Source organism: Klebsiella sp. PK18 (genome assembly GCF_057784655.1).
This window is the reverse complement of the sequence record NZ_CM173493.1, coordinates 2,310,641-2,337,285: the sequence shown is the minus strand read 5'-3', so window position 1 is coordinate 2,337,285 and position 26,645 is coordinate 2,310,641. Positions and strand designations below refer to the sequence as shown.

The following is a 26,645-nucleotide window of genomic DNA, read 5'->3' as shown; positions in this document are numbered from 1 at the left end:
ATTTGTTTTGATTATTCTAACAAATAAAATTCACTTGGTCAGTCAGCAGCAGGCAGGTACTCTGCACCGGCAATAACTGGATTTGTCAGGGAGTGGTGGATGACTAAGGGCTATAAACTGCTTGGCTATAAGTTAGCAGATAATATTTTCTACTGCCTGCATCATCGGGAAATTATCGCGCTGCGAGGGACGCGAACGCAAGTTCAGCTACGCAGTACCATGGCCTGTTTACTGGAATATCTGTTGGCGCATGGCAGAGAACGGGTGGTCAGCGATGAAGAGTTGATGATTAACGTCTGGGAAAAAAATAACCTTCGCCCGTCTGCGCAGCGATTATGGCAGGTTATTCAGACGTTAAAATCCCGTCTTAGCCAGGCAGGCGTTGAAAGCGCATTAATTATTCGGGTCAAGTGCGCAGGGTATTATATTAACAATGCTGTCGTAGCCGAAATTTACTCATTCAAACCACCGGGCATGATGAATTATATTAATGCCTCGCCTGCTGATATGAATAAACTTCTGGTACGCAGCTAATCCCCTCTCCGCGCCGTTTACATCGCTTGTAACAGGGTTTATCCGTTGAATATTTTAATTCACAGCAATAATCTTTTTTTTAATATCGGCCTCGCCCAGTGTTTCAGAGATATTCAGGAGACCCTGCCCGGGCTGAACATTATTCATTCGCTGCCACTCAGCCATTTTCCCGATCCGGCTGGGCTGGATGTGATTATTTTATCGCTGGAAAACTTTCACGATTATCAGGCCGCCGCTGAATTAGCCCTGCGTTATCAGAGTCTGGTGATCGGCTTTACCTCGGCCGGCAACGTGAGGCGCGGACGCGCCTTTTTCGCGGACACCCTCCTGTGGGTTAGCCAGCGGGAAAGCGTTCCGGAGGTTGGCCGCCTTTTGCGCAGGCTGGCCGATCGTCGCTGGCCTCTGGTGCCGCGTCATCAGCGTCAGAGTACCTCTTCCCGTCAACGAGCGCCCCTCAACCTTCTGGAAAGGCGGATAATCGCCGCCACCATGAAGGGGCAGTCGGTGAATCAACTGGCGGCCACGTTGGGGATCAATCGCAAGCGAGTCTATAACGGACTGGAACGGATTAAGGTTAATTTTCACCTGGTCAGCCATGCTCATTTTCATCATTTTATGACCTCCGGGCCAACGTTTAACCCGCTCTCACCCGACCTTGCCAGTTATACGCCAGGGGCAAAGCCTGCCCGACAGCGGCAGGCTGCGTTGCACGCGGCTAAAAATCATTCATATTATTTGAACAAGATTCGCAAATTGTTTTGATTTTAGCCTGCAACATTCAAGCGTATTCTTTACCACATCAGGGCGAAAAGCCCTTTATCAGACACCAGATTAAGGAATACGACCATGAAATCCATCAAAACTTTCGTTGCAGTTGCGGCACTGTCTCTGTTCTCTTCTGTCAGCTTCGCCCAGAGCGTCAGCGCTACCGCCTCGACCCTGGACCGGGCTGAAGCAAAAATCGCCGCCCAGGCCGCGGAACAGGGTGCATCCTATAAAATCACCAGCGCCCAGTTTAATAACCGCGTCCATATGACGGCTGAACTGAGCAAATAATCCCTTTAGCCGTTAGCAATAAAAAAGCGCCGTTAAAAACGGCGCTTTTTTTTACCCCTTCCCCTTTCTTTGTTTTGCTGACAGGCATGCTGTGGCGCTCGCTCCATTCCCGACCAATACTGACTGTATCCTCCAGAAAAGAGAGCCTGATGATGAAAGCCTGGACAGTCAAAAAAACCGGTTCGCTTGAGAACCTGCAGCTTGTCGATCTTGCTGACCCCGGGGCGCCCGCCGCAGGAGAGATCCGGGTGGCGCTGCACGCCACCTCGCTGAACTACCATGATTTGCTGGTCGCAACGGGGGTAATTCCCACCGCCGATCGGCGGATCCTGATGGCGGATGGCGCCGGCGTGGTGGAAGCGGTTGGCGCCGGAGTGAACGAATTTCAGCCGGGTGACCGGGTGGTCGCTGGCTTTTTCCCGCAGTGGCTGGATGGCCGCCCCGGTCCGCTGGTGAGCGACTTCAGTCAGACCCCGGGCGATGGCGCGGAGGGGTTCGCCTGCCAGTATGTCGTCAGGCCGGCCAGCCATTTTACCCATGCGCCTGAGGGGTGGAGTTTCAGGGAGGCGGCAACCATCACCACTTCCGGTCTTACCGCCTGGCGCGCGCTGGTCGTCGAAGGACGGTTAAAAGCGGGCGATACGGTGCTGACGCTTGGCACCGGCGGCGTGTCGATAACCGCCCTGCAGCTGGCGAAAAGTATGGGCGCACAGGTGATCGTCACCTCATCGTCAGATGAAAAACTCGCCCGCGCTCGCGCCCTGGGGGCCGATCATCTCATCAATTACCGCACCACCCCGGAATGGGGCGCCGCGGTGCAGGATATCACCGGCCATCGCGGGGCCGATCTCATTCTGGAGCTGGGCGGTCCGGGCACCCTGGGGCAGTCGTTCGAGGCGGTCAGTGTTGGCGGACACATCGCCCTGATCGGCGTCCTGACCGGCTTCGAGGGCCATGTCCCCACCCATCTGCTGATGAGTAAACAGGCCCGACTGCAGGGGCTGGTGGTGGGTAATAGACGGCAACAACAGGACTACGTCAACGCCCTGAACCTGCAGACGTCGCGGCCGGTTATCGATAAAGTGTTTGATTTTACAGCCTTACCGGATGCCTTTCGCTATCTGCAAAGCGGCGCCCATTTTGGCAAAATTTGCGTGGAGTGGTGAGGGGATGAACAGGGCCTCCGTGCCCTGAGAACGGCTTTATTCGAAGAAGACGTCCGGATTTTCCGACAGCGAAACAAAGGATTTCGTGTTTTTATCCAGCGCCTGAATGTCGCCGCTTTCAATGTCGTAGAACCAGCCGTGCAGCCGCAGGGTATGGTCGCGCAGACCGACCGCCACCGACGGATGGGTTTTGATGTTGTTCAACTGAGCGATGACGTTTTCCTGCACCATGCCGTTGACCTTATCGGTTTCGCTGGCCCAGGTTTTCTTTTCCACCACTGCTTTCGCGGCATCAGCATAGCGCAGCCAGTGGGACACCGCCGGCATCGGCTCAAGGCACTGGCAGGTGGCGATCGCTTTCATCGCGCCGCAGTTGGAGTGGCCGCAGATCACGATATCCGTCACGCCCAGCGCAACGACGGCATATTCGATGGTAGCAGAAACGCCACCTGGCTCCGGCCCGAAAGACGGCACGATATTCCCGGCGTTACGAATGACAAAGAGCTGTCCCGGCTCCTGCTGGGTTACCAGTTCAGGCACCAGACGGCTGTCTGAACAGGAGATGAAAAGCGCTTTGGGATTCTGGCTGGAGGCCAGGCTACGGAAGAGCTCTTTACGCTGGGGGAAGATCTCTTTCTGGAAGTTGAGGAAGCCCTCAATGATATGTTGCATAGCAGTGTCTCTTCTCTGTAGTTATTACGGTATGACAAAGATCACAGTTATTCAGTTTACCATTGATGACAAGAATGGGAATCGTTATTCAAACAGTTGCGCAGAAAACGCGCGCCGCCACCGCCCGCGCCGCCCTGCCTTATCCACACCTTTTTGACGTGATTTCCTGAACCAGTTTGCTACTCTGTCTACCCCAACCGTTCACAGGTTACCGACCGCCTGCCGGCGGCGGACATCACAGGAGTCGCTATGTTCTTATCCAGCCTGATGGCCATTGCCGCGGTGCTGATCATGGGCGTGATCAGTCCCGGCCCAAGCTTTATCTTTGTCGCGCGCAATGCCGTCGCTCGCTCACGCGTGCACGGTCTGGTGACCGCCCTCGGTACTGGCGCCGGCGCCGCCATTTTTTCCATTATGGCAATGCTGGGCCTGCAGAAGGTGCTCACCGCGGTGCCGGAGCTGTTTATTGGGCTGAAGGTGGCGGGCGGGATCTATCTGCTGTGGCTTGGTTATAAAATTTTCCGCGGGTCGGCGCAGCCGATGGACTTTTCCGCCAGCGGCATGGCTGGCAACCATTCGCTGCTGAAGACCTTCCGCGATGGGTTGTATACCCAGCTGAGCAATCCCAAAACCGCGCTGGTGTTCGCCTCAATTTTTACCGCTCTGCTGCCAGCGCAGATCCCCATCGCGTTTTACTACATCGTGCCGCTGATGAGCTTTCTGATTGACGTCAGCTGGTATTCGCTGGTGGCGCTGGTGCTGTCTGCCGATCGACCGCGGCGCGTCTACCTGCGGCTGAAGCGGCGGATCGACATCGCCACCGCGACGGTGCTGGGGGCGCTGGGCCTGCGGCTTATCGCCACCTCCCTCACCCGCTAACGGGTTACACGGTATGGATGCGAATATCGTGCTGCTGAAAGGCAACGCGATATTCGCGACTGATGTTCTCTTCCACCACCAGCACATCGATATCGCTGCTCGCGGCCACCACAAACCGTGCCACTGCCGGAATTTTATCCGAGGTCAGGCCGACGATAATTTCGCTGCACTGCTTAATCACCGCTTTCTTGAACTCGCAGTCGGCGTAGTCAAAACCGGTCAGGCCCGACTCTGGCGCCATGGCGCAGCCGCCGATAAAACCCTGATCGAATAACATGCCCTGCACCTGAGCCACCGCCGCGGCGCCGACGCACCCGCCGCTCGCCCGCTGCACCTGGCCGCCGAGGATCACCACGTCATACAACGGTTTTTTCACCAGTACCGCGGCGATCTCCGGGGAGTTCGTTACCACCGTCAGCGCCAGCTCAGCGGGTAGCGCCTCGGCCATCGCCAGATTGGTGGTCCCGGTATCGACGAAAATCGTGCCGCCGGGCTTCACCAGCCTGGCACACTGTTGCGCGATCCTGAGTTTTGTTGCTCGATTTTTATCTTTCCGTTCACTGTAGTCCCCGGCTTCCGGCAGGCTCAGCACCGCCCCGCCATACACCTTTTTACAGAACCCTTCGCGACTGAGTTCATGCAGATCGCGGCGGATGGTGTGCTCCGACACCTGAAGCCGCGCCGCCAGCTCCGCGCACACCACTCTGCCATTTTCCTGCAGGATCTGGCAAATCAACGCTTGTCGCTGTTGGGGAAAAGCAGCATAATCGAGCACGAAAACTCCTTAAATTATCAAAAACGAGCAACAGCAAGCATGATCGTCTGCGCTGCTTTGATTGTCAATGTTCCTGCCCGGAGGTTTACCATGAAAATTGCCCATTTCGCCCTGTGGACCCAACAGCTCGACGTCCAGGCCCGCTTCTGGGTGGAGTTCTTTGCCGCCAGCATCAATGAAAAATACCTCAGCCAGACCAACCCCGGCTTTGCCTCCTATTTTGTCACCATCGACGACGAGGTGGTGATCGAGCTGATGACCAGGCCTGGCCTGCAGCCGGCCAGCGCGGATAATAACCATACCGGCTGGGCGCATCTGGCCCTCTCGGTGGGCGGGGCGGAACAGGTCGATGCCCTCGCCCAACGCGCCGAGGCTGCGGGGATACTGGTTTCGCCGCCGCGTACCACCGGCGACGGCTATTATGAGGCGGTGATCGCCGATCCCGATGGCAACCTGATTGAAATCGTCGCATAGTCAGCAGACCGCCAGTATTCAGGAGGTATTCATGGCACGTTACCGAATTATCGACACCGCGACCTGGCCCCGCCGGGACCATTTCACCTTTTACCGACAATTTGCCAACCCCAGCTTTAACCTCTGTGTCCCGATAGCGGCGCAGCGCCTGTACGAATGTGCGAAGGACCGTCGGGTCTCGTTTTTTCAGCTCGCGCTCTATGCGCTACTGCGCGCGGCAAACGGAGTACCGCAGCTACGGCAGCGCGTGCGCAATGATGAGGTGATTGAATATGACAGCCTGGCGGTAATGACGCCGGTGATGACCGTCGAGGAAGGATTCCGCCAGGTATGGTGCGACAACGCCCCCGAGTTCACCACCTTCAGCGATGCGGCAACGCCGAAGATCGTCGCGGCAAGAGAGACAACGCCGGCGCCGCTCATCGTCGATGGCGAGCATTTTATCTGCGCCAGTTGTCTGCCGTGGCTCCACTTCACCTCGATGACCCATGCGGAATATGCCGTAGGCGCGGCGGTGCCCGCGCTTACCTGGGGGAAACTACAGAACGGCGTGATCCCGGTGGCCGGGCGGTTTAACCATGCCTTCGTCGACGGTCTCCACGCCAGCCGCTTTTTTGCTCTCGTGGAAGAGGGATTTAGCGACCCCGAGCGGCTCTGGCAACCGTTAACCGAGACCGCACCCTCACTGCTCGCCCCTGCGGCAAAGAAACGCTGAGGTCCTCGCCACGCTCACCGCCTGACAGCCTTCCTTCGGTCCGGCGGTCGCTTTCCTCTCCTGTTGCCTTTGCAACAGCCGGCGCAAAACGGCGCTGCATTTGCAGCAGTCCGCTCCATCAGCTGACATAGCCAAGCCGCTTCCTATCACGACTGCGCCTTCCTCTCTCGCTGGCACGTGTTTTGCATACCCACACATATAACCCACAGGCATTATGAATTATTTATTTATCTAATTTTTGCATAAGCTATTCACTGAATAAGAGAGAAGATGATGTCAGCCAGTTCACCCGCACAGCCTTACACCCAGTCCACGCCGCAGGCGCATATTATTGCCAGCGATGCGGAAGCCCTCGCCATCGCCCATGAGATCGCCGCCGTGCTCAAACCCGGCGCCGCCGAGCGCGACCGGACGGGCATTGTCCCGGCAGAGATCGTCAACACCTATTCCAACAGCGGACTGTGGGGCATCACGGTGCCGCGCCGCTTTGGCGGCGCCGAGGTCTCGGCCGCGACCCTCGCGCAGGTTATCGCCATTCTCTCTGCAGCGGATCCGTCGTTAGGCCAGATACCCCAGAACCACTACTGCCTGCTGGAGGATATTCGTCTGCAGGGTAGCGACGACCAGCAGGCGTTCTTTTTCGCCCAGGTATTACAGGGCTATCGCTTCGCCAATGCCCTGTCGGAAACCGGGGGGAAAACGGTCCTTGATATTCGTACCCGTATCGAGGAAGGCGCAGACGGTCTGCGGATCAATGGCCGTAAAGGCTACTGCACCGGCTCGCTGTACGCCCACTGGATTGGCATTCTGGCGCTGGACGCCGACGACCGCGCCCAGCTCGCTTTCGTCCCCCAGAACAGCCCGGGGCTGACGGTGGTCAACGACTGGGCGTGCCTCGGTCAGCGCACCACCGCCAGCGGCACCGTGCTGGCCGATAATCTTCCGGTTAATCCTTTCCACCTTTTCCCAACCTGGAAGTCCTACGCCAGCCCGACTCTTGCCGGCCCCTTCGCCCAGTTGACCACCGCGGCAATAGATGCCGGGATCGCCCGCGCGGCGCTGGACGATACCGTGGCGTTTGTGCGCCACAGCGCCCGGCCGTGGATCGACGCCGGTGTGGCGCGGGCGAGCGACGATCCGCTGACTATCTACCATATCGGTCAACTGGACAGCCGCCTTGCGGCAGCCGACGCGCTGCTGGAGCGGGCGGGACGGGTGCTCGACCGCTATAAAAATGACCTCAGCGAGGAGCATGTCGCCGAGGCGTCGCTGGCCGTCGCCCGCGCCAAAATCTGGACCACCGAAGTGGCGCTGGAGTCCGCCAGCCGCCTGTTCGAGCTGGGGGGCACTCGCGCCACCGGTGAGTCGCTCAACCTCGACCGCCACTGGCGCAATGCCCGGGTGCACACCCTGCACGACCCGGTTCGCTGGAAGTATCAGCTGCTTGGCAACTGGGTGCTGAACGGCATTCGCCCGCAACGACATGACTGGAACTGATATGACGAGTCTGCTGGCGTTTTTCGCGGAAATCGACTGGAACGATGTGGCCCAGGCCGCCCTCGATACCCTTACCATGCTGGCCTGGTCGCTGGGATGGACCGTACTGCTGGGGCTTCCGCTGGGGATTGTGCTCTATCTCACCGGCGAGCCGCGTTTGCTGTACGCCCCGCGCCTTTACCGCCTGCTGTCATTGTGCGTCAACGTACTGCGATCCCTGCCGTTCATCATTTTGCTCATCGTGATGATCCCGGTGACCACGTTGCTGACCGGCACCTCGCTGGGGGTGGAAGGAACCATTCCGCCGCTGGTCGCCGGCTGCGCCCCGTTCTTCGCCCGGCTGGTGGAAACCGCCCTGCGCGAAGTGGAGCACGGCCTGGTGGAGGCCAGCTGGTCGATGGGCGGCAGCACCTGGCAGCTTATCTGGCACACGCTGCTGCCGGAGTCGCGGGCCGGGCTGATCGCCGCCGTGACCGTGACGGCCATTTTGCTGGTCGACTACACCTCGATGGCGGGGGTGATCGGCGGCGGCGGGCTGGGCGATCTGGCCATTCGTTTTGGTTATCAGCGCTTTCAGACTGACGTGATGGTGGTCACCGTCCTGATGCTGATTGCGCTGGTACAGCTTCTGCAAATGAGCGGCGACCGCCTGGTGCGCTACGTCAGCCGCAAATAACTTACCCTTCTCTGCTCAGGAAACCCTTATCATGAAAAAATCCATTATTGCCGCCGGACTGCTGGCCCTCTTCTCCACCGCAGCGCTGGCTAACGAGACGCTGATCGTCGGCGCCACGCCGGTGCCGCATGCGGAAATCCTTGAATTTGTGAAGCCGGTGCTGGCAAAGGAAGGCGTCGATTTACAGGTCAAGGTGTTTAACGATTTTATTCAGCCTAACCAGCAACTGGCGGAGAAACACCTCGACGCCAACTACTACCAGTACCGGCCATTCCTCGATAACTACAACCAGACCCGCCACACCAACCTTGTACCGGTGGTGGGAGTGCATATCGAGCCCTTCGGCGCCTACTCCAGCAAATACACGACCCTCGCCGCGGTGCCTGACGGTGCCACGATCGCCATCCCTAACGATCCGGTGAACACCGGCCGCGCGCTGGTGATGTTAAGCAACGCCGGGCTGATTACCCTCAAGGATCCGCACAACCCGCAATCGGCAACCAAGGACATTACCAGCAACCCGCATCACTTTAAGATCCGCGAACTGGAGGGCGCCATGCTGGCGCGCGCGGTGAAGCAGGTCGACCTGGCCTTTATCTTTGCCAACTATGCGCTGGAGGCCGGTATCGACACCGATAAAGCGTTGCTGGTGGAAAAAGGCAGCGATCTGTACGTCGAATATCTGGTGGCGCGCCCGGACAATATTCAGGACCCGGGCATTCAGAAGCTGGCGCAAGCGCTGCATTCGGACGCAGTTCGTCAGTTCATTCTGACGCGTTATCAGGGCAAAATTTTACCTGGATTCTAATCACCGCGGGCAGCGGCGTCAGCCGCTGCCCGGGCTAACGGAGCGCATCATCGTGACGCATATCCCCGCCCCACCGACCCACATTGAGTTTGCTGGTATCAGCAAAGCCTATCCTAACGGCGTGCAGGCGCTACAGGACATTGACCTGACCATCCGTCAGGGCGAAATTTTCGGCATCATCGGCCGCAGCGGCGCCGGAAAATCCACCCTGCTGCGCCTGTTTAATCGTCTGGAAAATGCCGACAGCGGCGAGATGTTCATCCACGGCGAGTCAACCGTGCGCTACTCCACGCGCCAGCTGCGCGATCTGCGTCGGCGGGTGGCGATGATTTTTCAGCACTTTAACCTGATGGCCACCAAAACCGTGGCGCAGAACATCGCCTTGCCGCTGAAGATGGCTGGCGTCCCGGCCGGCGAACGCCAGCGTCGGGTCAGCGAGATGCTTGAGCTGGTGGGCCTCAGCGCGCTGCGCGACAGCTACCCGGCCCGCCTCTCCGGTGGCCAGAAACAGCGGACCGGCATCGCCCGGGCGCTGGTCACGCAGCCGGAAATTCTGCTGTGCGATGAGGCAACCTCGGCGCTGGATCCGGAAAACACCCTGTCGGTGCTAACTCTGCTCAAGGAGATTAACCAGCGCCTGGGCCTGACAATCGTGCTGATCACCCACGAAATGGAGGTCATTCGCACCCTCTGCGATCGGGTCAGCGTGCTTGAGGGCGGGCGCATTGTCGAACAGGGCGATGTCTGGCGCGTGTTTGGCAACCCGCAGCACCCGGTGACGCGCGCCATGCTCGGCCTGCAGCACCCCGATCGCCCGGAGGCCGGGCCAGCGCTGCGCGACGGCGAGCAGATCGTGACCTTACGTTTTGACGGCAGCAGCGGTCGCGAACCCAATCTGCAGCATATCGCCAGCCTGCTGGGAGGCGACGCCCGACTGCTGTACAGCAACTGCGAGCGCATTCAGGGCCGGGTGATCGGCCAGCTGCAGGTCCGGCTGAGCGGGCCGCTGGCCGCCAGCGCGCTGGCGCAGGATGGCTGGGTCGCAGACAGCATTCTGACCCACCATCATCAGACAGCGGAAACCACTGTTTCTTAGCCATCGAATGGGATTATATTCCCGATCCTTTGCTAAGGATAATTAGTTATAAATCATAGCGTTTCAGTGTTAGACAGGGCGAAGTGCGCCTCTTATCTTTCGTCATGAATTGTAAATAACCACGCAATTATTTGATGAGGTAGCACTTTTGTCCAGATTACAACAAGGATTAAAAACCCGAAAAACCCGCTTCGCCCTGGCGCTAAAAGTGGCCCTGCTCGGCGGCGTGGTAGCATTTTCTTCTGTTGCCCATGCGGAAGGGATCCTGAAAGAAGGCATCACCCCGGCCACCGACGCCAGCCAGATCCCGGCCAGCGCCAAACTGCGGAAAGACACGGTGGTGGCCGGGATCTCCGAGCCGCAGGGGATCTTTAACCCCTACTTTTTCGTCAACGGCTGGGATGAGAACGTGACTAACGTCATTTTTTCACGCCTGATTGACTGGGACAGTCAGGGTAAGCTGGTCCCGGGACTGGCGGAGAGCTGGACGGTCAGCCCGGACAGTAAAGTCTATACCATCAAATTGCGCCCTGGCCTGACCTTCAGCGACGGTTCACCGCTGACGGCGGAAGATGTCGCCTTTACCCTGACGGTCCTGCTCGACCCCAAATATGATGGCGATACCGACATCACCCTGGCCAATATCGCCGGCGGCGCGGACTACAAAGCCGGCAAAGCTGACAGCGTCAGCGGCCTGAAGGTCATCGACCCGCTCACCCTGCAGGTGACCACCACGCAGCCAGGCGCCACCACGCTGGCCAAAATTGGCGGGCCGGTGCTGTCGAAAGCCTGGTACGGCAAAGGATATCAGCGGGGAAATCTCGACTATCTGCGTTCACTGCACGGCAAGCCACTGGGCAACGGCCCTTACGTGTACGACAAATACATTCCCGGTCAGGAAATACGCTTCCATGCCAATAGCCATTTTTACCGCGGAACGCCGCCAACACCGCGCTTTATCTACCGCGTGACCAATCCGTCGACCAACTTCCAGCTGTTCCAGACCGGGGAGACCGACTATGACGCCTTTACCTCACGCCCCGACGATATTGAGCAGCTGAAAATGCTCGGCTTCGCCAACATTAATCTTTACGGCTCCAGCGACTACAGCCAGGTGGAGTTCAACGTGCATCGCCCGGCGCTGCAGGATAAGCGCGTGCGCCAGGCGCTGATTTACGGTCTGGATCGGCAGAAGCTGATCGACGTGGTCTATCAGGGGTACGGCAAAGTCGCCATCGAGCCGATCGCCCCGATCTCCTGGGCCTTTAACGCTGAAGGCGTCAACCCTTACCCTTACGATCCGGCACAGGCCAAAAAGCTGCTGGATGAGGCCGGCTGGAAACCTGGCGCCGACGGTATCCGCGCCAAAGACGGCCAGCGCCTGGAGCTGACCCTGCTGGTGAGCAAGAAGGTGCTCAACGATGCACTGATCCCCATCGCCAAGGAGAACTGGCGGCAGATTGGCGTACTGCTGAAGCCGCAGGTGGTGGATTTCAATGCCCTGATGGCGCAGCGTAAAGCCGGAAATTACGATCTGGCCTCCTTTAGCACCAGCACCCTCAACGACCCGCACGATGGGGTATGGGATTTTTACAGCAGCGAAGCTAAAGAGTCCGGCTACCATAACGCGGAAGTCGATAAGCTGATTAACGCCGGCAACGCGGTGCTCGACATTGAACAGCGCAAGCCGATCTACCACCAGCTGTATAAAGTGCTGGCCGACGATCCGCCGGTGATCCTGCTTGGCTATCGCAACATTCTTTCCGCCAGCAGCGCCCGCGTCAGCGGCTTTAAGCCGGATATCTACAACGGCCTGACCGGCAGCCTGCCGGATGTAAAAATCGTCAAGTAAATCCCCCTGGCCGCCGGGTTAACCGGCGGCTGATGTGAGACCGTCATGAAAAATTTCATCCTGAGGCGCTTGCTGCAAACGCTGCCGATGCTGCTGCTGGCCTCCTTCATTATTTTTATGCTGTTTGCCAAAACCCCCGGCGACTTTATCGATGGCAATATCACCCTGACCGCCGCCCGCGCCGCAGAGCTGAAGGCGATCTACGGCCTCGACCAGCCGCTGTTCACCCGCTACCTCCACTGGCTGGGACAGCTGCTGCGCGGTGATTTAGGCTTTTCACTGCAGTATCAGATCCCGGTCAGCCAGTTGCTCAACCAGTACATCTGGAACTCTTTTCTGCTGGCCAGCGTCGCGCTGGTCTTTTACTGGGGCATTGGCCTGGCGGTCGGCGTGGTTTCTGCCCTGCGACCCGGCTCCTGGTTTGATCATCTGGTGAGCGTCGCGGTGTTTGCCGCCATGTCGTTCCCCACCTTTTTCCTCTGCCTGCTGCTGATTAAATGGTTCGCCGTCGATCTCCACTGGTTACCGGTAGGCGGGATGACCAATACCGGCAGCGACGAGAGCGGCTGGCAGTATGTGCTGCAAGTGGCCGCCCACCTGGCGCTGCCGGTGCTGGCGCTGGTGATGCTGCAGGCGGGCAGCCTGACGCGCTATGTGCGCGCCAGTATGCTCGACGTGGTGAAAATGGATTTTATCCGTACCGCCCGCGCCAAGGGATTGCAGGAGCGCACGGTGATCCTCAAGCATGCCCTGCGCAACGCCCTGCTGCCGATTATCACCCTGCTGGGCTTCGAGCTGCCGGGGCTGTTCTCCGGGGCGATCATTACCGAAAAGGTGTTCAACTGGCCAGGGGCAGGCCACATCCATATCGACTCGCTGGCCGCCCGCGACTATCCGGTGCTGATGGGGTTTACCCTGTTTCTGGCGGTGCTGACGATCGTCGGGAATTTGCTCGCCGACGTGCTGTACGCCTGGGCCGATCCGCGTATTCGGGTGAGGTCATGATGATCCTGTCTTACTTTGCTTCCCGTCGCCGCCAGCGGCAGGCGGCTATCCCGGCGCTGGCGCATATTCCCCCCTCTCCCTGGCGCCAGGGGTGGCGACAGCTGCGCCGTAACCGGCTGGCCATGTTCTGCCTGATCCTGCTGGCGGTGATGGCGGTATGGTGCGTGCTGGGGCCCGTCTGGTCGCCATGGAGAGATGATGCCACCGATGCCCTGAGCATCAACCAGCCGCCCGGGGCGGAACACTGGCTCGGGACCGATTTTCTTGGTCGCGATGTCTACACCCGCCTGCTGCTGGCCGGGCGCATCTCGCTGATTATCGGCCTGCTGACCATGGTGATGTCGGTGTGCCTCGGCTACCTGCTCGGCGCCCTCTCGGGTTATGTCGGCGGTTTAACCGACAAACTGATCATGCGGGTGGCCGACCTGGTGATGACTATCCCCGGGTTACCGCTGTTGATCGTCGCCGGGGCGATGCTTTCTGAGCTCGATTTTTCCCCGGACTCGCGCATTTATATGGTGGTGGTGATGCTCAGCCTGCTGGAGTGGCCCCGACTGGCGCGGCTGGTGCGCGGACAATGTCTCTCCCTGCGCGAACGCGATTTTATGCTGGCCACCCAGGTGCTGGGCCTGTCGGCGCGTCGCCGGCTGTTTGGCCACCTGCTGCCGAATACCATTCCGATTCTGGTGGTGATGGCGACCATGGCCGTCGCCAACGCCATTCTCAGTGAATCCGCGCTGAGCTATCTCGGCCTCGGCGTGGTACCGCCGACGCCGTCATGGGGCAATATGATGGATGCTGCCAATAGCCTGATCGATTTCCAGCGCCGCCCCTGGCTGTGGATGCCGCCGGGCATCGCCATCTTTATCACCGTGATCGCCATCAACGTGCTGGGCGACGGCCTGCGCGACGCCATGGATCCCAATATGAAACCGAGGCTGAAATGACCACGCCGTTAGTCTCCTTTAATCATCTCTCCGTCTCTTTCGCCGGCGAACGCACTCGCGTGCGCGCGGTGCAGGAGGTCTCTTTCACCATTCAGGCCGGACAAACCGTTGGCGTGGTGGGCGAATCCGGCTGCGGCAAAAGCGTCACCGCCATGACGCTGATGGGTCTCCTGCCACCGCAGGCGGCGCGCATCGACGGCGGCGAGATCCGCTTCGCGGACCGCGATCTGCTGCGGCTGAAAGCCAGACAGATGGCCGACCTGCGCGGCCACCAGCTGGCCATGATCTTTCAGGAACCGATGTCGGCCCTGAACCCGGTGTTGACCATCGGGGAGCAGCTGTGCGAACCGCTGATCCGCCACCTCGGCGCCACGCCGAAAGCCGCCTGGCAGCAGGCCATCCAGCTGTTAAGCGAGGTCGGCCTGGCGCGCGGCGACAGCCTGATGACCCGCTACCCTCACCAGCTTTCCGGCGGCATGCTGCAGCGGGTGATGATCGCCATGGCGCTGAGCTGTCAGCCCAAACTGCTGATTGCCGACGAACCCACCACCGCGCTCGATGTGACCGTGCAGGCGCAAATCCTGCGCCTGCTGCGTGACCGGGCGCGGGCCAGCCAGATGGCGATGATGCTGATTACCCACGATCTGGGGGTGATCGCGCAGATGGCCGAGCAGGTAGTGGTGATGTATGCCGGACGGATCGTGGAACAGGGCGCCACCGCAGAGGTGCTACGGCATCCGCAACATCCTTACACGCGTGGGCTGATCGCCTCCCGCCCGGTGCCGGGTGAGCGGCGTCGGCGGCTGTACTCTATTCCCGGCCAGGTGCCGGATCTGGCCGCTCTGCCGGCGGGCTGCGCCTTTGCCGGGCGCTGCGAGCGGGCGACGGCGCGCTGTCGGGAGGCGATTCCGCCGCTGCTCGGTGAGCGCCAGCGGGCCGCCTGCTTTTACAGCGAATTTGCGGAGGCGACAGCATGAGCGAACGCTATGTTATTGAAGTGGATGGATTGAAAAAATATTTTCCGCTGCGCGACGGCCTGTTTGGCCAGCAGACCGGCGAGCTTCGCGCGGTGGACGGCGTCAGCTTTAACATCCGTCCGGGCACCATTTTTGGCCTGGTGGGCGAGTCCGGCAGTGGTAAAACCACCGTCGGCCGGACCCTGCTTGGCCTGTATGAGAAGAGTGCTGGCAGCGTGAAATTTCACGGTCAGGAGCTGGCCGACCTGACCGCGCCTGCCCTGCGCGCCATCCGGCCCAGAATGCAGCTGGTGTTTCAGGACCCCTATAGCTCGCTGAACCCGCGGCTGCGTATTGGCGACGCGATTGGCGAAGCCATGCTGCAGCACAAGCTGTGCACCCGCGATGAGCTGTATGACCGGGTGATCGCCGTGATGAAGATCTGTGGCCTGGCGCCGGAACACTATGCCCGCTTCCCGCATCAGTTCTCCGGCGGCCAGCGCCAGAGGATCGGTATTGCCCGGGCGCTGATCCTCAACCCGGACTTTATCGTCGCCGATGAGCCCATCTCGGCCCTTGATGTGTCGATTCAGGCGCAGATCATCAATTTGTTTTCCGACCTGCGCGACGAGCGCGGCGTCACCTTCCTGTTTATCTCCCACGACCTCGGGGTGGTGGAGCATTTATGTGACGATGTGGCGGTGATGTATCTGGGACAGCTGGTGGAAAGCGCCAGCCGCGATGCGCTGTTCAGCCGCCCCCTCCATCCCTATACCCGCGCCCTGCTGGCCGCGGTGCCAACCCTCGATCCGCACAGTGAACCGCAGGCGCTGGTGCAAGGTGAGATCCCGGATCCGGCCAATCCGCCCCCCGGCTGCCGCTTTTCATCCCGCTGCCCGCAGGTCAGCGAGCGGTGCAGGAGAGAAGCTCCGGCGCTGCGCGAGGTGGCCCCGGGCCATCGGGTCGCCTGCCATGGGGTCGCGTCCTGAGCACAGTCGATGGGGTTATTTATTTCTAAACAACCGTCCGATTGTGCACGGCAGCGCCAGGATTTACTATCCGCCCCGTCTTGTGAGACGCGTTATGAATGAAGCGTAATATTTTTGTTCATTTTTGCCCGATGGCTTCGGGCATTTTTTTCTCTACGCCCGGGAGCGATCCTGTCGGCAACACATTTAGCGGGGCGCGGTCGCCCGTCTGTCAAAACGCAGCAATGGAATTGCCTGTCCGCGCCCCGCTATCCCTTTCCCTTTATCTTTCCCGCCGGTGATTAAAAACCGGCAAAAAATAAGAAATGATGAGATTGCCAGGGGTATAGCTTTCTCTTATGTTTTAAGCGTGTACTCCCCATTCAGGAAACAACATCATGCTTAAGCGTCGCACTCTCAAAACAGCACTGGCGGCGGTTATTTCTCTTGCCGTCATGGCCGCGCCGGCGTATGCCAACCCGGGTAATGGCAACGGTAATGGCGGTGGTAATCACGGGAACAGTGGTAACCATGGCAATAGCGGCAATCATGGCAATAATGGCGACCATGGTAATAAAGGCCAGAATAAAGGTCAGTCTGCTGACGAGCATGGCAACCGCAAAAACTACGGTAAACCCGACCACGTCGACAGCGATATTAGCTTCTCACGGGCGCGCTCCCTTGCCGTGAACTACGGTCTGGTCGGCTATCAGGCGCTGCCTCCGGGTATCGCCAAAAATGTTGCCCGCGGCAAACCGCTCCCTCCGGGTATCGCGAAAAAGACCCTGCCGGCTTCCATGATTAACGACCTGCCCTATTATCCAGGCTATGAATGGCGAGCGGTCGGCGATGACCTGGTGCTGGTCGCCCTGAGCACTGCCATCGTGACCGCCGTGATTAACGGTGTGTTTGACTAAATCACCAGCTTATTGAAAAGCCTCGCCCCGGCGAGGCTTTTTTGTGCCTGGCGCTGGAGAATGACAACTCACTGGCATAATCGCTAAGATAATGGCTCAACCAACCCGGGACAGACTATGGACAAAGACACAGTAGTGACGCTGTTGAAATACAAGCGCTGGATTGACCTTGCCACCTTACAGGCGATCCGCGCAATTGACGGTACGGTATATGGCGAAAAACGTCACCTGACCATCAGGCTGATGAACCATATCCATGTCGTTGACATGATTTTCCGGGCGAACCTGCGCGGCAGGCCGCACGGTTACACCGCGCTGAATACCCCCGAGACGCCAACCGTTGATGCGCTGGAAACGGCCATGACCGCTTGTACGGACGAATACATTCAGTACGTCAGCGCCATGACCCCCGCCGATTTCCACGAACGTATCGCCTTCAAATTTGTCGACGGCGGTGACGGCAATATGACCGCGATGGAGATGCTGAACCACATGCTCTTTCACGGCGCCTATCACCGTGGGGCGGTGGGCTGGATGATTGGCGAATGCGGCGGTGTGCCGCCGAAAGAGGTGCTGACGGTTTTCCTGCGCGACCATCATTCCTGAGGATGCGAAACCATCAGCCGTGAATCGCGCGGAGGATCAGCAGAAGTTCTGCCTGATGACGAGTATGGGTTTTCCGGTACAGGGCGCTGAGGTGGGTTCTGATGGTGGCGATGGATACGCCCAGATGTAAGGCGCATTCATCCGGGGTCATGCCCCGCACCAGCAGCTCCGCCACCGCATTCTCGGCGGGCTTGACGTTAAACAGCTCCATCAAGGCGCTGCCGGTGAGAAACGGCTCGGGAATAATCACGCAGGCGACCCCGGCAAGACGGGCTGCCGGGATCACGAGGATCGGTTTCGGCTGACGCCCGGCGGTATAGCACAGCCCTGCCTTCGGCGGCTCTGCCGTCCGGGTGGCCTGCTCGATGGCGCGTTTGAGTTTTTTACTGTCGGTATTGAGGCACAGCGTATCGCCCCCGCTATACCAGGAGAGGCGGGCGTTGGCGCGCAGATAGCGTTCGGCATGCGCGCTGGCGTAGAGAATTTTACCGCCATGATCCACCAGCCATACCGGGTAGATCCCGTTGTCCATCACCGCGCTCTGGTATTTTATGGTGTCCCGCAGCTGTTCAAAGCGGGCGTGAAGCTGGCAGGCGGTTTTTAACGCCGGGATCAGGCGCCTGAACAGTTCAAACTGCACCGGCTGCGGATAAGCCGCCGTATTGGCCGTCATCAGTGACAGATAGGTGGCATAGCCATTGATGGTGCACAGCTTGACGCTGGTGAGATTATTCAGGTCGTTGGGGTGATGAAATTCATTGTAATAGACGCTGCCGGCAATAAACTTATCGCCTAAATATTCCCGGTCCCGATATATTTGCCCGACCGGTAACGCGGTCAATATTTTTTCGGCGGGATCGATAGCCAGAAATACATCGCGATAGGCGGTAAAGACCTTCTCCTCGAGCAGGAGTGAATCAGTCAACAGATGGGCATTGCCTTTGTCGTAAAACAGAAATGCCGCGTACTGATGGCCGGTCAGTAACGCCAGTTTCTGCAATGCCGATTTCCACAAATCGGGATCCAGGGTGGCCGTCAGCACCGTTTCCAGGATCTCGATGTAAATCAGTTCCGGATCAATCGCCATACCGCCACCTGTGAGTCACTGTTTCCGCGGCCGGGGCGGCGCATGTGGCCGCTCTAATCAGCATAGTTCCGCCAGTGAAACAATGACAGTTCAGGTTCGCTGAGCAGCCCGGGAAGCGTGACGCCACCGCGCTATCAAGGGGTTCAGGATCCACTGTCGCGGGTTTGGATAGCGCCCGCCTTCCGGCATAGCGTCCGCCAGACCATCAGGGCGCACACCAGGGTGACGACCGCCAGCCCGCTAAACAGTAGCGTATAAGCAGAGTCATAGCTCTCGCGCAGCGCCCGGAGGGAAAAGTCAGGCAAAAGCGCAGCCGCCTGCGGCATATTGCCAGCCCCCAGCCAGCCTGCGGCGCGGTCAATCACCTCAGGCGCATACCCGTGAACGCGACTTTGCAGGGTCAGGTTATTGCTTGCCGTTAATACCGCCGAAACGACCGCCAGGGCGATCCCCTCGCCGGCAACGCGAACGGTATTGAACAGGCCTGCCGCCATACCGGCTTTCGCCATCGGCACAGCGGAAATCGCCAGGCCGTCCATCAGCCCCCAGGGAAACGCCGCCCCTGCTCCACAGAGGATCAGCGCCAGCACCAGCTGCGGGAGATGGTGGCTGTGAAAAGCGTTCCCCAGCAACAGCAACCCGACGGAGGCCATCATCAGTCCCGCCGTGGACACGTGCCCCGGTGAAAACCAGCGGGTGAGCAGGGCCGCAACGGATGGGAAAACCAGCATCGGCGTGGTCAGCGCCATCAGATACAGTGCGCTCTGCGACTCACTCATCCCCTCTCCGCCCATAAAATGCAGGGGAACAATAATCAGCAGGACAACGTAGCAACAGCAGGTGGAGACAGGCAGCAACAGTACGCCGACAAAACGCGGATGACGCAGCAGGGAGATATCCAGCACCGGGTTGTTCACCCTCCGGCAGCGCACGACAAACGCCACGAACAGCCCCCCCGACGCGATGAGCAAGGCCAGCGTGGTCAGGGATAAAAAACCGCGGGCCGGAATGACCATGAGCGATGCAGTAAACAGCATCAGGGCCAGCGTAAACAGGAGTAAGCCGAGGTTGTCGGGTGTCCGCGGCTCGCTTTTTTCTGCCGCGGGCAGATACGCCAGTCCGATAAGCAGCACCCCTGCCGAAAGCAGCGCAAACAGGGCGTATACGCCGCGCCAGCCCACCGCGTCGGTCATGAAGCCGATCAGCAGCGGACCGAACGCCAGGCCAACGCCGAACACCGTGCCCAGGATGCTGAATGCCCGGGTCCGCTGAGCGCCATCATACAGCTGGGCCAGCGCCGCACTGCCGCTGGCTAAAATCATCGCCGCGGCCAGGCCCTGCAGAGCCCTCAACACGCCTGACAGGAAGAGATTGTGCGTCAGGCAAAACAGCAGGCTGCTCAGGCAAAACAGCGCGGCGCCGGCGATAAAGATGCGTTTTCTGTCGATGGCATCCGCCGTCACCCCTGCGGCCAGCAAAAAGCTGCCGAAGGTCAACATAAAGCCATTGGTCAGCCACGACAGCGCAGCGGGAGAGCCGCCCAGCGACTGCTGTATCGCGGGGGTGGTCATGACGCCGCCGGTAAAACTTAACGGCAGCAGCAAGGCCGCCATAAAGACAGAAAGCGCGGCCAGGGCGCTGGCGTATCGGGAAGGTGTTCTGGCGGTGAGTAACATCGGGCGGCCCTCATCAGTCGGCAAGGAATGAATAAACTGTCGCCATCCTATTGCGGATGTTATTGCCGATAAATAGACTGAAAATATCTTCTTAAGAGACATAAGGTTTATAATCAATGGACAGCCTCACCTCGCTGACGTCCTTTGTCCGCACCGCCGAAACGCTAAGCTTTGTTCAGGCCGCCAGGCTGCTGGGCATATCTGCCTCGGCGGTGGGTAAGAATGTCGCCCGGCTTGAGCATAAACTGGGGGTCCGGCTGTTCAACCGCAGCACCAGAAACGTCAGCCTGACGGCGGAGGGGGCCGCATTTCTGACGCGCTGCCAGAGTATCCTGGAGCAGATCCAGGAGGCCGAGTCAGAGCTGACCAGCAGTCTCTCACAGCCCACCGGCAAACTGAGGATTTCACTGCCCGTCATTGGCTACCGCCTGTTGCTCCCCGCCCTCACCGCCTTTACCCGTCTTTATCCGCAGGTTGAACTGGATCTCGACTTTAGTGACCGGCTGGTCAATCTGATCGATGAAGGATTTGATGTTGCTATCCGTAGCGGTGAATTAGCTGACTCCCGCTTGATCGCCAGAAAGCTGGGGGGCTTTCGTTTTGTGCTCTGCGCCAGCCCGGCCTATCTGGCGGAATACGGGCCCCCCGACTCGCCAAAGGAATTGGCGGCGCACAAGTGCATTTTTTTCCGCTTCCCCTCGACGGGGCTGATCCAGCCCTGGGAACTGCGCGATATGCGGCTGACGGGAGATTTCAGGGCCGCTGCCGTTGTAACGGTCAATAACATTGAGGCCGCCATTCGCTTAAGCGCGGCGGGGATGGGCATCGCTTATGTGCCTGATTTTGTCGTGCGCGAGGCCATGGATGAGGGACAACTGCAGGAGGTGTTGCCCGGCTGTTGCGTCAAGGATGGGCATTTCTCGGTCCTGTGGCCCGCCAGCCGCTACCTGTCACCGAGAATACGCTGTTTTATCGATTTTATGGCTGCGGCAGAGATACCCTTGTCACCCGCATCGGCGCCCCCTTCCCTCTGAAAAGCCCTGCGCCGGATATCCTGCCGCCCGGCCAGCGAAAGCCGGCGGCAGGTGCGCATCATCAATCATCCGTCAGTACAATGCGTCCTATAACCCGGTACTTTTGCGCATCAAAGAGGTAAAACCAGACCGCGATGGCGGCGCCAAAGCAGAAGCAGGCCAACACGATCCACGGAATGGCATGATAAAAGGAGGAGCTGGCGGCAGCGCCCGCGGCAAACGCCATATTTTTGAATAACAGGTAGACGATATAGATCATCCCCATCCCCCCAAGCAACGGCGCAACGCCTGTTTTAAACCAGTGTCCTTTGCCAATATTTTCTTTATTGCCGTGGAAGTAAACGATCACCGCAAAGGCGCAAAGCGCCTGGACAATCATAATGCCCATCGTACCCAACAGCGCCAGCAGGGTATAAATATCCGCGTAAGGATCTTTACCGGTGATAAAGAATAGCAACACAATCAGCGTGGCGATAACGGTCTGCACCGTAGAGGCAACATGGGGGGAGCCGTGGCGCGAGTGTGAACGACCCAACGTGCGCCCGGCAAACGGAAACAGATTTTCCCGCCCGAGCGCGTAGAGATAGCGCGCCGCGCAGTTATGAAACGCCATCCCGCAGGCAAAAGAGCCAGTGATCACCAGCAGCTTAAACACCCCGACCGCCCACTCCCCCAGATACTGGCGAGCCGGACCGTAGAAAATCTCTCCTGCGCGGTTAGGATCCTGCGCAAGGGCAATAGCCTGCTCCGGTCCCGTTCCGGCAATCGCCATCCACGAAATGAACACGTAGAACACGCCGATACCAATCACGCCCAGCAGGGTAGCCAGGGGAATGATCTTTTTCGGGTTCTTCGACTCTTCACCGTACATTGCCGATGACTCAAAGCCCACCCATGACCAGAAGGCGAAGAATAATCCAATTCCGGCACTGGCGCCGACCACCCCTTTCGCCGGGGTAAAGGCGTTCAGCGGGTTGATCGACTCGGGGACAAAACCCTGTGGCCCTCCGCCATGGATCAGCACCGCCACCGCGACGGCGGTGAGGATCAATATTTCCAGTACCAGGCACAGGCCGAGCACCCGGGAAGTGAGCGAAATATCGAAATAGCTCAGCACTCCGGTAGTCATTAGCATGGCGAAGGCGAAGATGAGCCAGGGGATATGTACGCTGAAGACCGTATTGATTAAATCCTCACAGAAAAAGGCGAAGATCCCGACCAGCGCAGCCTCAAAGACAATGTAGGTCATGGTCACCGTCACTCCTGACGCCATGCCAACGATCCGCCCAAGGCCGTGTGAAATAAAGCCATAAAATGCGCCGGTAGCGGTAATAAACCTGGCCATCTGCGCATAGCCGATGGCAAACAGGGCAAGGATAAGGGTGGCGACCATAAACCCCGCGGGCGCAAACTGACCATTACCACTACCCACCGCGATCGGCACATTGCCCAGCATCGCAGTGATCGGCGCTGCCGTGGCGATAGTCATAAACAGCACCCCGCCAAGGCCTACCGCATTTGGCCGCAGCCGCTGCACAACATGTTTTTCCGCCGCTGGCGCGGGATTGGCAAGAATTTCATTGCTCATGATGAACGCTCCGTTCAGTTCAGGCACGCGGCGGATTCAGGCAGGATCTGCCCACCGTCAACAATTAGCGACTGGCCGGTGATGTAGCCAGCCTGACGGGAGGCGAAGAACAGCGCTGCCGCAGCAATATCTTCCACCGTTCCGAGGCGTTTGAGCGGCACGGCGCTGGCCATCCCGGCGATATAGTCCTCGCCCATATCCCTCAGCCCTTCCGTGACGATATTCCCCGGCAGGACGGCATTGACGGTAATGTTGTCGCCGGCCAGTTCCAACGCCGCGCTACGCATAAAACCCAGCTGGGCCGCTTTGCTGGCGGCATAGTGAGTCCAGCCCGGATAGCCCGTTACCGGCCCGGTAATCGAAGAGGTGAGGATGATGCGACCATACTCTGCCCGTTTCAGCCATGGCAGCGCCGCCTGGACAGTTAAAAAAGTCCCTTTACTGTTGATCGCCTGCACCTCATCCCACTGCTGTTCGCTCATGTCTGCCAGCGGCGCCGAAGGAAAAATCCCCGCGTTGCAACAGACAATATCCAGACCACCCCACTGCTGTGCGGCTTCTGCCACACAGGCTTTTACCTCTTCGGCATGACTGACGTTGCAGGTCAGACCGCGTAGCGTTAATCCCTGCTCCGCCGCCTGGCCGATCGCGCTATCGATACGCGATGGTGTGCGGGCGGTAATGGTCACCTTCGCCCCGGCGCGGGCAAAGCCGAGTGCAATGCCAAGACCGATCCCACTACTCCCGCCGGTCACCAGCACATGTTTGTTCATAAAATCTGACATCATTTTTCCCCGTCTGTGAAAGTTCTGCGATCCCATCCGTTTGGCCTGGCCGTGCAGCGATCTCCGTCGCTGGCAGGAAAAGAATAATCACGTAAATGTTGAATGTTCAACATTTTAATGTGAGATTTCAGCATAAAAATAATGCGCTATGATTGGGCACAAGACTGGTGCAATAGACAGATTAATTTATCTATATATATCAAGGAATTAATAACAAACTTCACGCTTTGATTACGCCTGAATGAGAAAAACACACATTATACGTTCCGTTATGGTGCAACCGGCTGAATCCAGCCAACTAAATCACACTAACTTACTGTTAATAAAATAATTAATAAACAAAAAGCATAATTAAAGCGCAACAGAAAACAAAAAAAACCTCACACATCTTGCAAATCCCGCAACCACAACATAAAAATGTGTTAAGCGTGTCATTTCAAATTGAGGACAGCATGTTTAACGACGAGTATTTAACAACACTTACCCTGAAGCTGCGGCCGCTCCTGCCCCGCTGGGGCCTCAGCGAAGGCGCAGAGATTGGCCTGCTGACGGTTTCAGAAAATGCCACGTTTCTGGTCAGCGATAAGATGACGCAGAGAAAGATCGTGCTGCGAGTGCATCGCCCAAACTACAGCTCAGCGGTGGAGATCCATTCTGAGCTGATGTGGCTAAACGCCCTGCATGCCCGGGGAGATATCAACATCGCCGTACCGCTTGTACTGGATGATGGGACCTGTATCGCCAGCCTCATCGACGGCGAAACGGTCACCCACGTCGTGGGATTCACCTTTGTTGCGGGCAGCGAACCTGATACCGGTAGCCATCTCACCGGCTGGTACCATGCCCTGGGACGGGTTGCGGGAGAACTGCACAGGCACAGCGAAGGCTGGGTAAAACCCGAGGGTTTTCATCGCAAGGTGTGGAACACCGAGACGATTATCGGACGTCATGCCTGGTGGGGCGACTGGCGGAAGATGACGCAACTGAGCGCCGACGATATTACGCTGCTGGAGGCGGTGGAGGCCACAGTGGTCGCCAGACTGGAAGCGTACGGACAGGGCGCCGACCGCTATGGGCTGGTGCACTGCGACATGCGGCTGGCCAACCTGCTGGTGAATGAGAATTCGCTGACGGTGATTGATTTTGACGACTGCGGCATCTGCTGGTTTGGCTGGGATTTTGCCACCGCCGTCAGTTTTATTGAAGACGACCCGGCCCTTGCGGACTACCGCGCTGCGTGGCTTGCGGGCTACCGTAGCGTCCGTCCCTTCAGTCAGAAGGACGAAGTGATGCTTCCGGTGCTGGTGATGCTGCGCCGCTTACAGCTGACGGCCTGGCTGGCCAGCCATAGTGAGACAGCCACCGCCCGTCGCTACAGCCCGCAATGGGGCGCCATCACCGTACGCCTGGCCCAGGCGTTTCTCCTCCAGGCGTCACCGCTTAGCGCTACCGTTAACTGCAAGGAACCTGCTGATGAACAATAAAACCCCCATTCTTCAACTGAACCGTTTTGACGCGCTGACCGGCGTGGCCGACGAAAACCTGAGCCGACAAATTGCCCGTCGCCACGCCACCCAGGGGACCGGTTCGGTTCTGTTTTATCCACAACCGATCGTCATGGCGTCGGCCTCCGGAGCCTGGATGGAGGACTCCGCCGGCAACCGTTATCTGGATATGTATAACAACGTGCCGGGCGTGGGGCATTGTCATCCGCATATTACCCAGGCGATGGTGCGCCAGGCCGGGTTACTGAACACCAACACCCGCTATCTGTTCCCGGTACTGGAGCAGTACGCGGACAGCCTGCTGGCGACGTTCCCCGCCGGGCTGTCGAATGTGATATTTACCTGCACCGGCAGCGAGAGCAACGACATCGCCCTGCGGATGGCCCGCTTTATCAGTGGTCGGCAGGGGATCATCGTCACCGAGAGTGCCTATCACGGCAATACAACGGCGGTGATGGAGGTCTCTCCCTCCGGGCACAAAGAGGCCCTCCTGCCCCCGTGGGTGCATACCATTCCCGCCCCTGACCTGCGCAGGCTGTCAGCGGGCCAGACGCTGTCTGACCTCTTCGCCGCCGACGTTGAGCGCGCCATGGACGAGCTGGATGAGCGGGGCTACGGCTGCGCGGCGCTACTGGTGGATACCATTTTTTCCAGCGACGGCGTTTTCGCCGATCCGCCGGGATTTCTGGCCCAGGCGGTAGCCCGCGTACAGGCCCGGGGCGGACTGTTTATCGCCGATGAAGTCCAGCCGGGCTTTGGTCGGACAGGCTCTCATTTCTGGGGCTTCCAGCGTCACAGTGTGCAACCGGATATCGTCACGCTCGGCAAGCCAATGGGGAACGGTTTTCCCATGGCCGCGGTGATCACGCGTCCGGCTATTCTGCAGGCGTTCAGCGAAAAGACCGAGTACTTCAACACCTTTGGCGGTAACCCGGTGGCTGCCGCCGTGGGCCTCGCGGTACTGGAGGTGATTGAACAGGAGGCCCTGATGAACAACGCCCAGCGCAACGGGGACTATCTGCGTGCCGGACTGCGCCAGCTGGCCCAGGATTTCCCGGCCATCGCCGACATTCGCGGCGCCGGACTGTTCAACGCCATCGAGTTTGCCCGGCCAGACAGCGGAGAGCCGGATCCGCAGCTGACGAGTCGCGTTATCTATCACCTGAAGCTTGAGGGCGTGCTGATTGGCGCGGCCGGTCGCTTTGGCAACAGCCTGAAGATCCGTCCGCCGCTGTGCTTCAGTCGCGATGATGCAGATTTCTTCCTCGAACGGCTGGCGAAAGTCATGGGCCGCCTGAACGGATAGTCTAACCGACAGGGCAAACATCCAGTTTGTTTGCCCTCGGCGTGCAGGTATATTAACGGCATCAG

The 26,645-nt window shown here is 58.9% G+C and carries 26 protein-coding genes and 2 pseudogenes; 21 read left to right on the top strand and 7 right to left on the bottom strand.

The features are described 5' to 3' along the window. Positions 1 to 99 precede the first annotated feature (99 nt). The 4 genes from AC3EMD_RS11340 (at position 100) to AC3EMD_RS11325 (ending at position 2,756) form a co-directional block, all read left to right on the top strand. Positions 100 to 534, top strand: coding sequence for a winged helix-turn-helix domain-containing protein (locus AC3EMD_RS11340; RefSeq protein WP_012968028.1), 435 nt, complete (start codon positions 100 to 102; stop codon positions 532 to 534). A 45-nt stretch (positions 535 to 579) separates the two neighbouring features. Beyond that, entirely contained in the window at positions 580 to 1,296 is a 717-nt protein-coding gene (locus AC3EMD_RS11335; protein WP_039103689.1) for a hypothetical protein, read from the top strand. An 84-nt stretch (positions 1,297 to 1,380) separates the two neighbouring features. Further along, entirely contained in the window at positions 1,381 to 1,590 is a 210-nt protein-coding gene (locus tag AC3EMD_RS11330) for a YdgH/BhsA/McbA-like domain containing protein (RefSeq protein ID WP_004202908.1), read from the top strand. A 149-nt stretch (positions 1,591 to 1,739) separates the two neighbouring features. Next, a complete protein-coding gene (locus AC3EMD_RS11325; RefSeq protein WP_207786593.1) occupies positions 1,740 to 2,756 on the top strand; it encodes a zinc-dependent alcohol dehydrogenase family protein in 1,017 nt (338 codons plus the stop codon). 36 nt (positions 2,757 to 2,792) lie between these two features. Here the strand turns inward: AC3EMD_RS11325 and AC3EMD_RS11320 are convergent, their stop codons facing one another. After that, positions 2,793 to 3,428: a carbonic anhydrase gene (locus AC3EMD_RS11320; protein WP_008804599.1), complete on the bottom strand. Its 636-nt coding sequence runs from the start codon at positions 3,426 to 3,428 to the stop codon at positions 2,793 to 2,795. Between the two features lie 249 nt (positions 3,429 to 3,677). Here AC3EMD_RS11320 and AC3EMD_RS11315 point away from each other — a divergent pair, with 249 nt between their 5' ends. Next, complete coding sequence (locus AC3EMD_RS11315) at positions 3,678 to 4,307, top strand: LysE family translocator (RefSeq protein ID WP_046882405.1); 630 nt, start codon at positions 3,678 to 3,680, stop codon at positions 4,305 to 4,307. Between the two features lie 4 nt (positions 4,308 to 4,311). Here the strand turns inward: AC3EMD_RS11315 and AC3EMD_RS11310 are convergent, their stop codons facing one another. Further along, the gene (locus tag AC3EMD_RS11310; protein WP_039103693.1) at positions 4,312 to 5,082 is read right to left on the bottom strand and encodes a DeoR/GlpR family DNA-binding transcription regulator; all 771 of its coding nucleotides are present in this window, start codon (positions 5,080 to 5,082) and stop codon (positions 4,312 to 4,314) included. 90 nt (positions 5,083 to 5,172) lie between these two features. On the opposite strand from AC3EMD_RS11310, the gene AC3EMD_RS11305 reads away from it, so the two are divergent. The 13 genes from AC3EMD_RS11305 to AC3EMD_RS11245 all read left to right on the top strand — a co-directional run bounded on the left by AC3EMD_RS11305 (position 5,173) and on the right by AC3EMD_RS11245 (position 17,599). After that, positions 5,173 to 5,556, top strand: a complete 384-nt coding sequence (locus AC3EMD_RS11305; protein WP_042947510.1) for a VOC family protein — start codon at positions 5,173 to 5,175, stop codon at positions 5,554 to 5,556. A gap of 31 nt (positions 5,557 to 5,587) precedes the next feature. Beyond that, entirely contained in the window at positions 5,588 to 6,271 is a 684-nt protein-coding gene (locus AC3EMD_RS11300) for a CatA-like O-acetyltransferase, family 1 (protein ID WP_012541497.1), read from the top strand. 270 nt (positions 6,272 to 6,541) lie between these two features. After that, positions 6,542 to 7,768: an SfnB family sulfur acquisition oxidoreductase gene (locus AC3EMD_RS11295; protein ID WP_012968024.1), complete on the top strand. Its 1,227-nt coding sequence runs from the start codon at positions 6,542 to 6,544 to the stop codon at positions 7,766 to 7,768. A gap of 1 nt (position 7,769) precedes the next feature. Then, positions 7,770 to 8,444, top strand: a complete 675-nt coding sequence (locus tag AC3EMD_RS11290; protein WP_008804593.1) for a methionine ABC transporter permease — start codon at positions 7,770 to 7,772, stop codon at positions 8,442 to 8,444. A gap of 31 nt (positions 8,445 to 8,475) precedes the next feature. Continuing rightward, a complete protein-coding gene (locus AC3EMD_RS11285) occupies positions 8,476 to 9,252 on the top strand; it encodes a MetQ/NlpA family ABC transporter substrate-binding protein (protein WP_008804592.1) in 777 nt (258 codons plus the stop codon). A gap of 52 nt (positions 9,253 to 9,304) precedes the next feature. Beyond that, positions 9,305 to 10,348: a methionine ABC transporter ATP-binding protein gene (locus AC3EMD_RS11280; protein WP_080782825.1), complete on the top strand. Its 1,044-nt coding sequence runs from the start codon at positions 9,305 to 9,307 to the stop codon at positions 10,346 to 10,348. Positions 10,349 to 10,496: 148 nt separating this feature from the next. Continuing rightward, positions 10,497 to 12,200 (top strand): ABC transporter substrate-binding protein, encoded by a 1,704-nt coding sequence (locus tag AC3EMD_RS11275; RefSeq protein WP_008804590.1) that lies wholly within the window; start codon positions 10,497 to 10,499, stop codon positions 12,198 to 12,200. Between the two features lie 45 nt (positions 12,201 to 12,245). Next, positions 12,246 to 13,205, top strand: coding sequence for an ABC transporter permease (locus AC3EMD_RS11270; RefSeq protein ID WP_008804589.1), 960 nt, complete (start codon positions 12,246 to 12,248; stop codon positions 13,203 to 13,205). Next, complete coding sequence (opp4C, locus tag AC3EMD_RS11265) at positions 13,202 to 14,152, top strand: oligopeptide ABC transporter permease (RefSeq protein WP_012541495.1); 951 nt, start codon at positions 13,202 to 13,204, stop codon at positions 14,150 to 14,152. The genes AC3EMD_RS11270 and opp4C overlap by 4 nt, the downstream gene beginning before the upstream one ends. Next, entirely contained in the window at positions 14,149 to 15,129 is a 981-nt protein-coding gene (locus AC3EMD_RS11260) for an ABC transporter ATP-binding protein (RefSeq protein WP_012541494.1), read from the top strand. Before opp4C ends, AC3EMD_RS11260 begins: the two co-directional genes overlap by 4 nt. Next, positions 15,126 to 16,097: an ABC transporter ATP-binding protein gene (locus AC3EMD_RS11255; protein WP_012541493.1), complete on the top strand. Its 972-nt coding sequence runs from the start codon at positions 15,126 to 15,128 to the stop codon at positions 16,095 to 16,097. The genes AC3EMD_RS11260 and AC3EMD_RS11255 overlap by 4 nt, the downstream gene beginning before the upstream one ends. Positions 16,098 to 16,474: 377 nt before the next feature. Beyond that, complete coding sequence (locus tag AC3EMD_RS11250) at positions 16,475 to 16,993, top strand: anti-virulence regulator CigR family protein (RefSeq protein WP_008804585.1); 519 nt, start codon at positions 16,475 to 16,477, stop codon at positions 16,991 to 16,993. A gap of 117 nt (positions 16,994 to 17,110) precedes the next feature. Beyond that, positions 17,111 to 17,599, top strand: a complete 489-nt coding sequence (locus tag AC3EMD_RS11245) for a DinB family protein (RefSeq protein WP_012968019.1) — start codon at positions 17,111 to 17,113, stop codon at positions 17,597 to 17,599. A 36-nt stretch (positions 17,600 to 17,635) separates the two neighbouring features. Here AC3EMD_RS11245 and AC3EMD_RS11240 read toward each other — a convergent pair. The 3 genes and pseudogenes from AC3EMD_RS11240 to AC3EMD_RS11230 form a co-directional block, all read right to left on the bottom strand. Continuing rightward, positions 17,636 to 17,891, bottom strand: a pseudogene (locus AC3EMD_RS11240) (transcriptional regulator). Positions 17,892 to 18,572: 681 nt separating this feature from the next. Continuing rightward, positions 18,573 to 18,686, bottom strand: a pseudogene (locus AC3EMD_RS11235) (helix-turn-helix transcriptional regulator); the annotation flags it as partial. A gap of 143 nt (positions 18,687 to 18,829) precedes the next feature. Then, complete coding sequence (locus AC3EMD_RS11230; protein ID WP_302074092.1) at positions 18,830 to 20,362, bottom strand: MFS transporter; 1,533 nt, start codon at positions 20,360 to 20,362, stop codon at positions 18,830 to 18,832. 116 nt (positions 20,363 to 20,478) lie between these two features. Here AC3EMD_RS11230 and AC3EMD_RS11225 point away from each other — a divergent pair, with 116 nt between their 5' ends. Continuing rightward, a complete protein-coding gene (locus AC3EMD_RS11225) occupies positions 20,479 to 21,396 on the top strand; it encodes a LysR family transcriptional regulator (RefSeq protein WP_080928559.1) in 918 nt (305 codons plus the stop codon). 61 nt (positions 21,397 to 21,457) lie between these two features. Here the strand turns inward: AC3EMD_RS11225 and AC3EMD_RS11220 are convergent, their stop codons facing one another. Both AC3EMD_RS11220 and AC3EMD_RS11215 read right to left on the bottom strand, forming a co-directional pair. Next, positions 21,458 to 22,984 carry an APC family permease gene (locus AC3EMD_RS11220; protein ID WP_008804580.1) on the bottom strand — a complete coding sequence of 509 codons (1,527 nt, stop codon included), beginning with the start codon at positions 22,982 to 22,984 and terminating at the stop codon, positions 21,458 to 21,460. Positions 22,985 to 22,998: 14 nt separating this feature from the next. Beyond that, positions 22,999 to 23,769, bottom strand: a complete 771-nt coding sequence (locus AC3EMD_RS11215) for an SDR family oxidoreductase (protein WP_023322757.1) — start codon at positions 23,767 to 23,769, stop codon at positions 22,999 to 23,001. 428 nt (positions 23,770 to 24,197) lie between these two features. Here AC3EMD_RS11215 and AC3EMD_RS11210 point away from each other — a divergent pair, with 428 nt between their 5' ends. Both AC3EMD_RS11210 and AC3EMD_RS11205 read left to right on the top strand, forming a co-directional pair. Further along, complete coding sequence (locus AC3EMD_RS11210) at positions 24,198 to 25,253, top strand: phosphotransferase enzyme family protein (protein ID WP_224285828.1); 1,056 nt, start codon at positions 24,198 to 24,200, stop codon at positions 25,251 to 25,253. Then, a complete protein-coding gene (locus AC3EMD_RS11205) occupies positions 25,243 to 26,580 on the top strand; it encodes an aspartate aminotransferase family protein (protein ID WP_008804577.1) in 1,338 nt (445 codons plus the stop codon). The genes AC3EMD_RS11210 and AC3EMD_RS11205 overlap by 11 nt, the downstream gene beginning before the upstream one ends. Positions 26,581 to 26,645 lie beyond the last annotated feature (65 nt).

Excerpts from the sequence above, each read along its gene's own strand:
- AC3EMD_RS11230 (WP_302074092.1), bottom strand. The coding sequence starts at position 20,362 with ATGTTACTCACCGCCAGAACACCTTCCCGATACGCCAGCGCCCTGGCC.
- AC3EMD_RS11260 (WP_012541494.1), top strand. The coding sequence starts at position 14,149 with ATGACCACGCCGTTAGTCTCCTTTAATCATCTCTCCGTCTCTTTCGCC.
- AC3EMD_RS11305 (WP_042947510.1), top strand. The coding sequence starts at position 5,173 with ATGAAAATTGCCCATTTCGCCCTGTGGACCCAACAGCTCGACGTCCAG.
- AC3EMD_RS11220 (WP_008804580.1), bottom strand. The coding sequence starts at position 22,984 with ATGAGCAATGAAATTCTTGCCAATCCCGCGCCAGCGGCGGAAAAACAT.
- AC3EMD_RS11300 (WP_012541497.1), top strand. The coding sequence starts at position 5,588 with ATGGCACGTTACCGAATTATCGACACCGCGACCTGGCCCCGCCGGGAC.
- AC3EMD_RS11270 (WP_008804589.1), top strand. The coding sequence starts at position 12,246 with ATGAAAAATTTCATCCTGAGGCGCTTGCTGCAAACGCTGCCGATGCTG.
- AC3EMD_RS11285 (WP_008804592.1), top strand. The coding sequence starts at position 8,476 with ATGAAAAAATCCATTATTGCCGCCGGACTGCTGGCCCTCTTCTCCACC.
- AC3EMD_RS11315 (WP_046882405.1), top strand. The coding sequence starts at position 3,678 with ATGTTCTTATCCAGCCTGATGGCCATTGCCGCGGTGCTGATCATGGGC.
- AC3EMD_RS11330 (WP_004202908.1), top strand. The coding sequence starts at position 1,381 with ATGAAATCCATCAAAACTTTCGTTGCAGTTGCGGCACTGTCTCTGTTC.
- opp4C (WP_012541495.1), top strand. The coding sequence starts at position 13,202 with ATGATGATCCTGTCTTACTTTGCTTCCCGTCGCCGCCAGCGGCAGGCG.
- AC3EMD_RS11290 (WP_008804593.1), top strand. The coding sequence starts at position 7,770 with ATGACGAGTCTGCTGGCGTTTTTCGCGGAAATCGACTGGAACGATGTG.
- AC3EMD_RS11215 (WP_023322757.1), bottom strand. The coding sequence starts at position 23,769 with ATGTCAGATTTTATGAACAAACATGTGCTGGTGACCGGCGGGAGTAGT.
- AC3EMD_RS11325 (WP_207786593.1), top strand. The coding sequence starts at position 1,740 with ATGATGAAAGCCTGGACAGTCAAAAAAACCGGTTCGCTTGAGAACCTG.
- AC3EMD_RS11205 (WP_008804577.1), top strand. The coding sequence starts at position 25,243 with ATGAACAATAAAACCCCCATTCTTCAACTGAACCGTTTTGACGCGCTG.
- AC3EMD_RS11255 (WP_012541493.1), top strand. The coding sequence starts at position 15,126 with ATGAGCGAACGCTATGTTATTGAAGTGGATGGATTGAAAAAATATTTT.
- AC3EMD_RS11340 (WP_012968028.1), top strand. The coding sequence starts at position 100 with ATGACTAAGGGCTATAAACTGCTTGGCTATAAGTTAGCAGATAATATT.
- AC3EMD_RS11320 (WP_008804599.1), bottom strand. The coding sequence starts at position 3,428 with ATGCAACATATCATTGAGGGCTTCCTCAACTTCCAGAAAGAGATCTTC.
- AC3EMD_RS11245 (WP_012968019.1), top strand. The coding sequence starts at position 17,111 with ATGGACAAAGACACAGTAGTGACGCTGTTGAAATACAAGCGCTGGATT.
- AC3EMD_RS11295 (WP_012968024.1), top strand. The coding sequence starts at position 6,542 with ATGATGTCAGCCAGTTCACCCGCACAGCCTTACACCCAGTCCACGCCG.
- AC3EMD_RS11225 (WP_080928559.1), top strand. The coding sequence starts at position 20,479 with ATGGACAGCCTCACCTCGCTGACGTCCTTTGTCCGCACCGCCGAAACG.
- AC3EMD_RS11250 (WP_008804585.1), top strand. The coding sequence starts at position 16,475 with ATGCTTAAGCGTCGCACTCTCAAAACAGCACTGGCGGCGGTTATTTCT.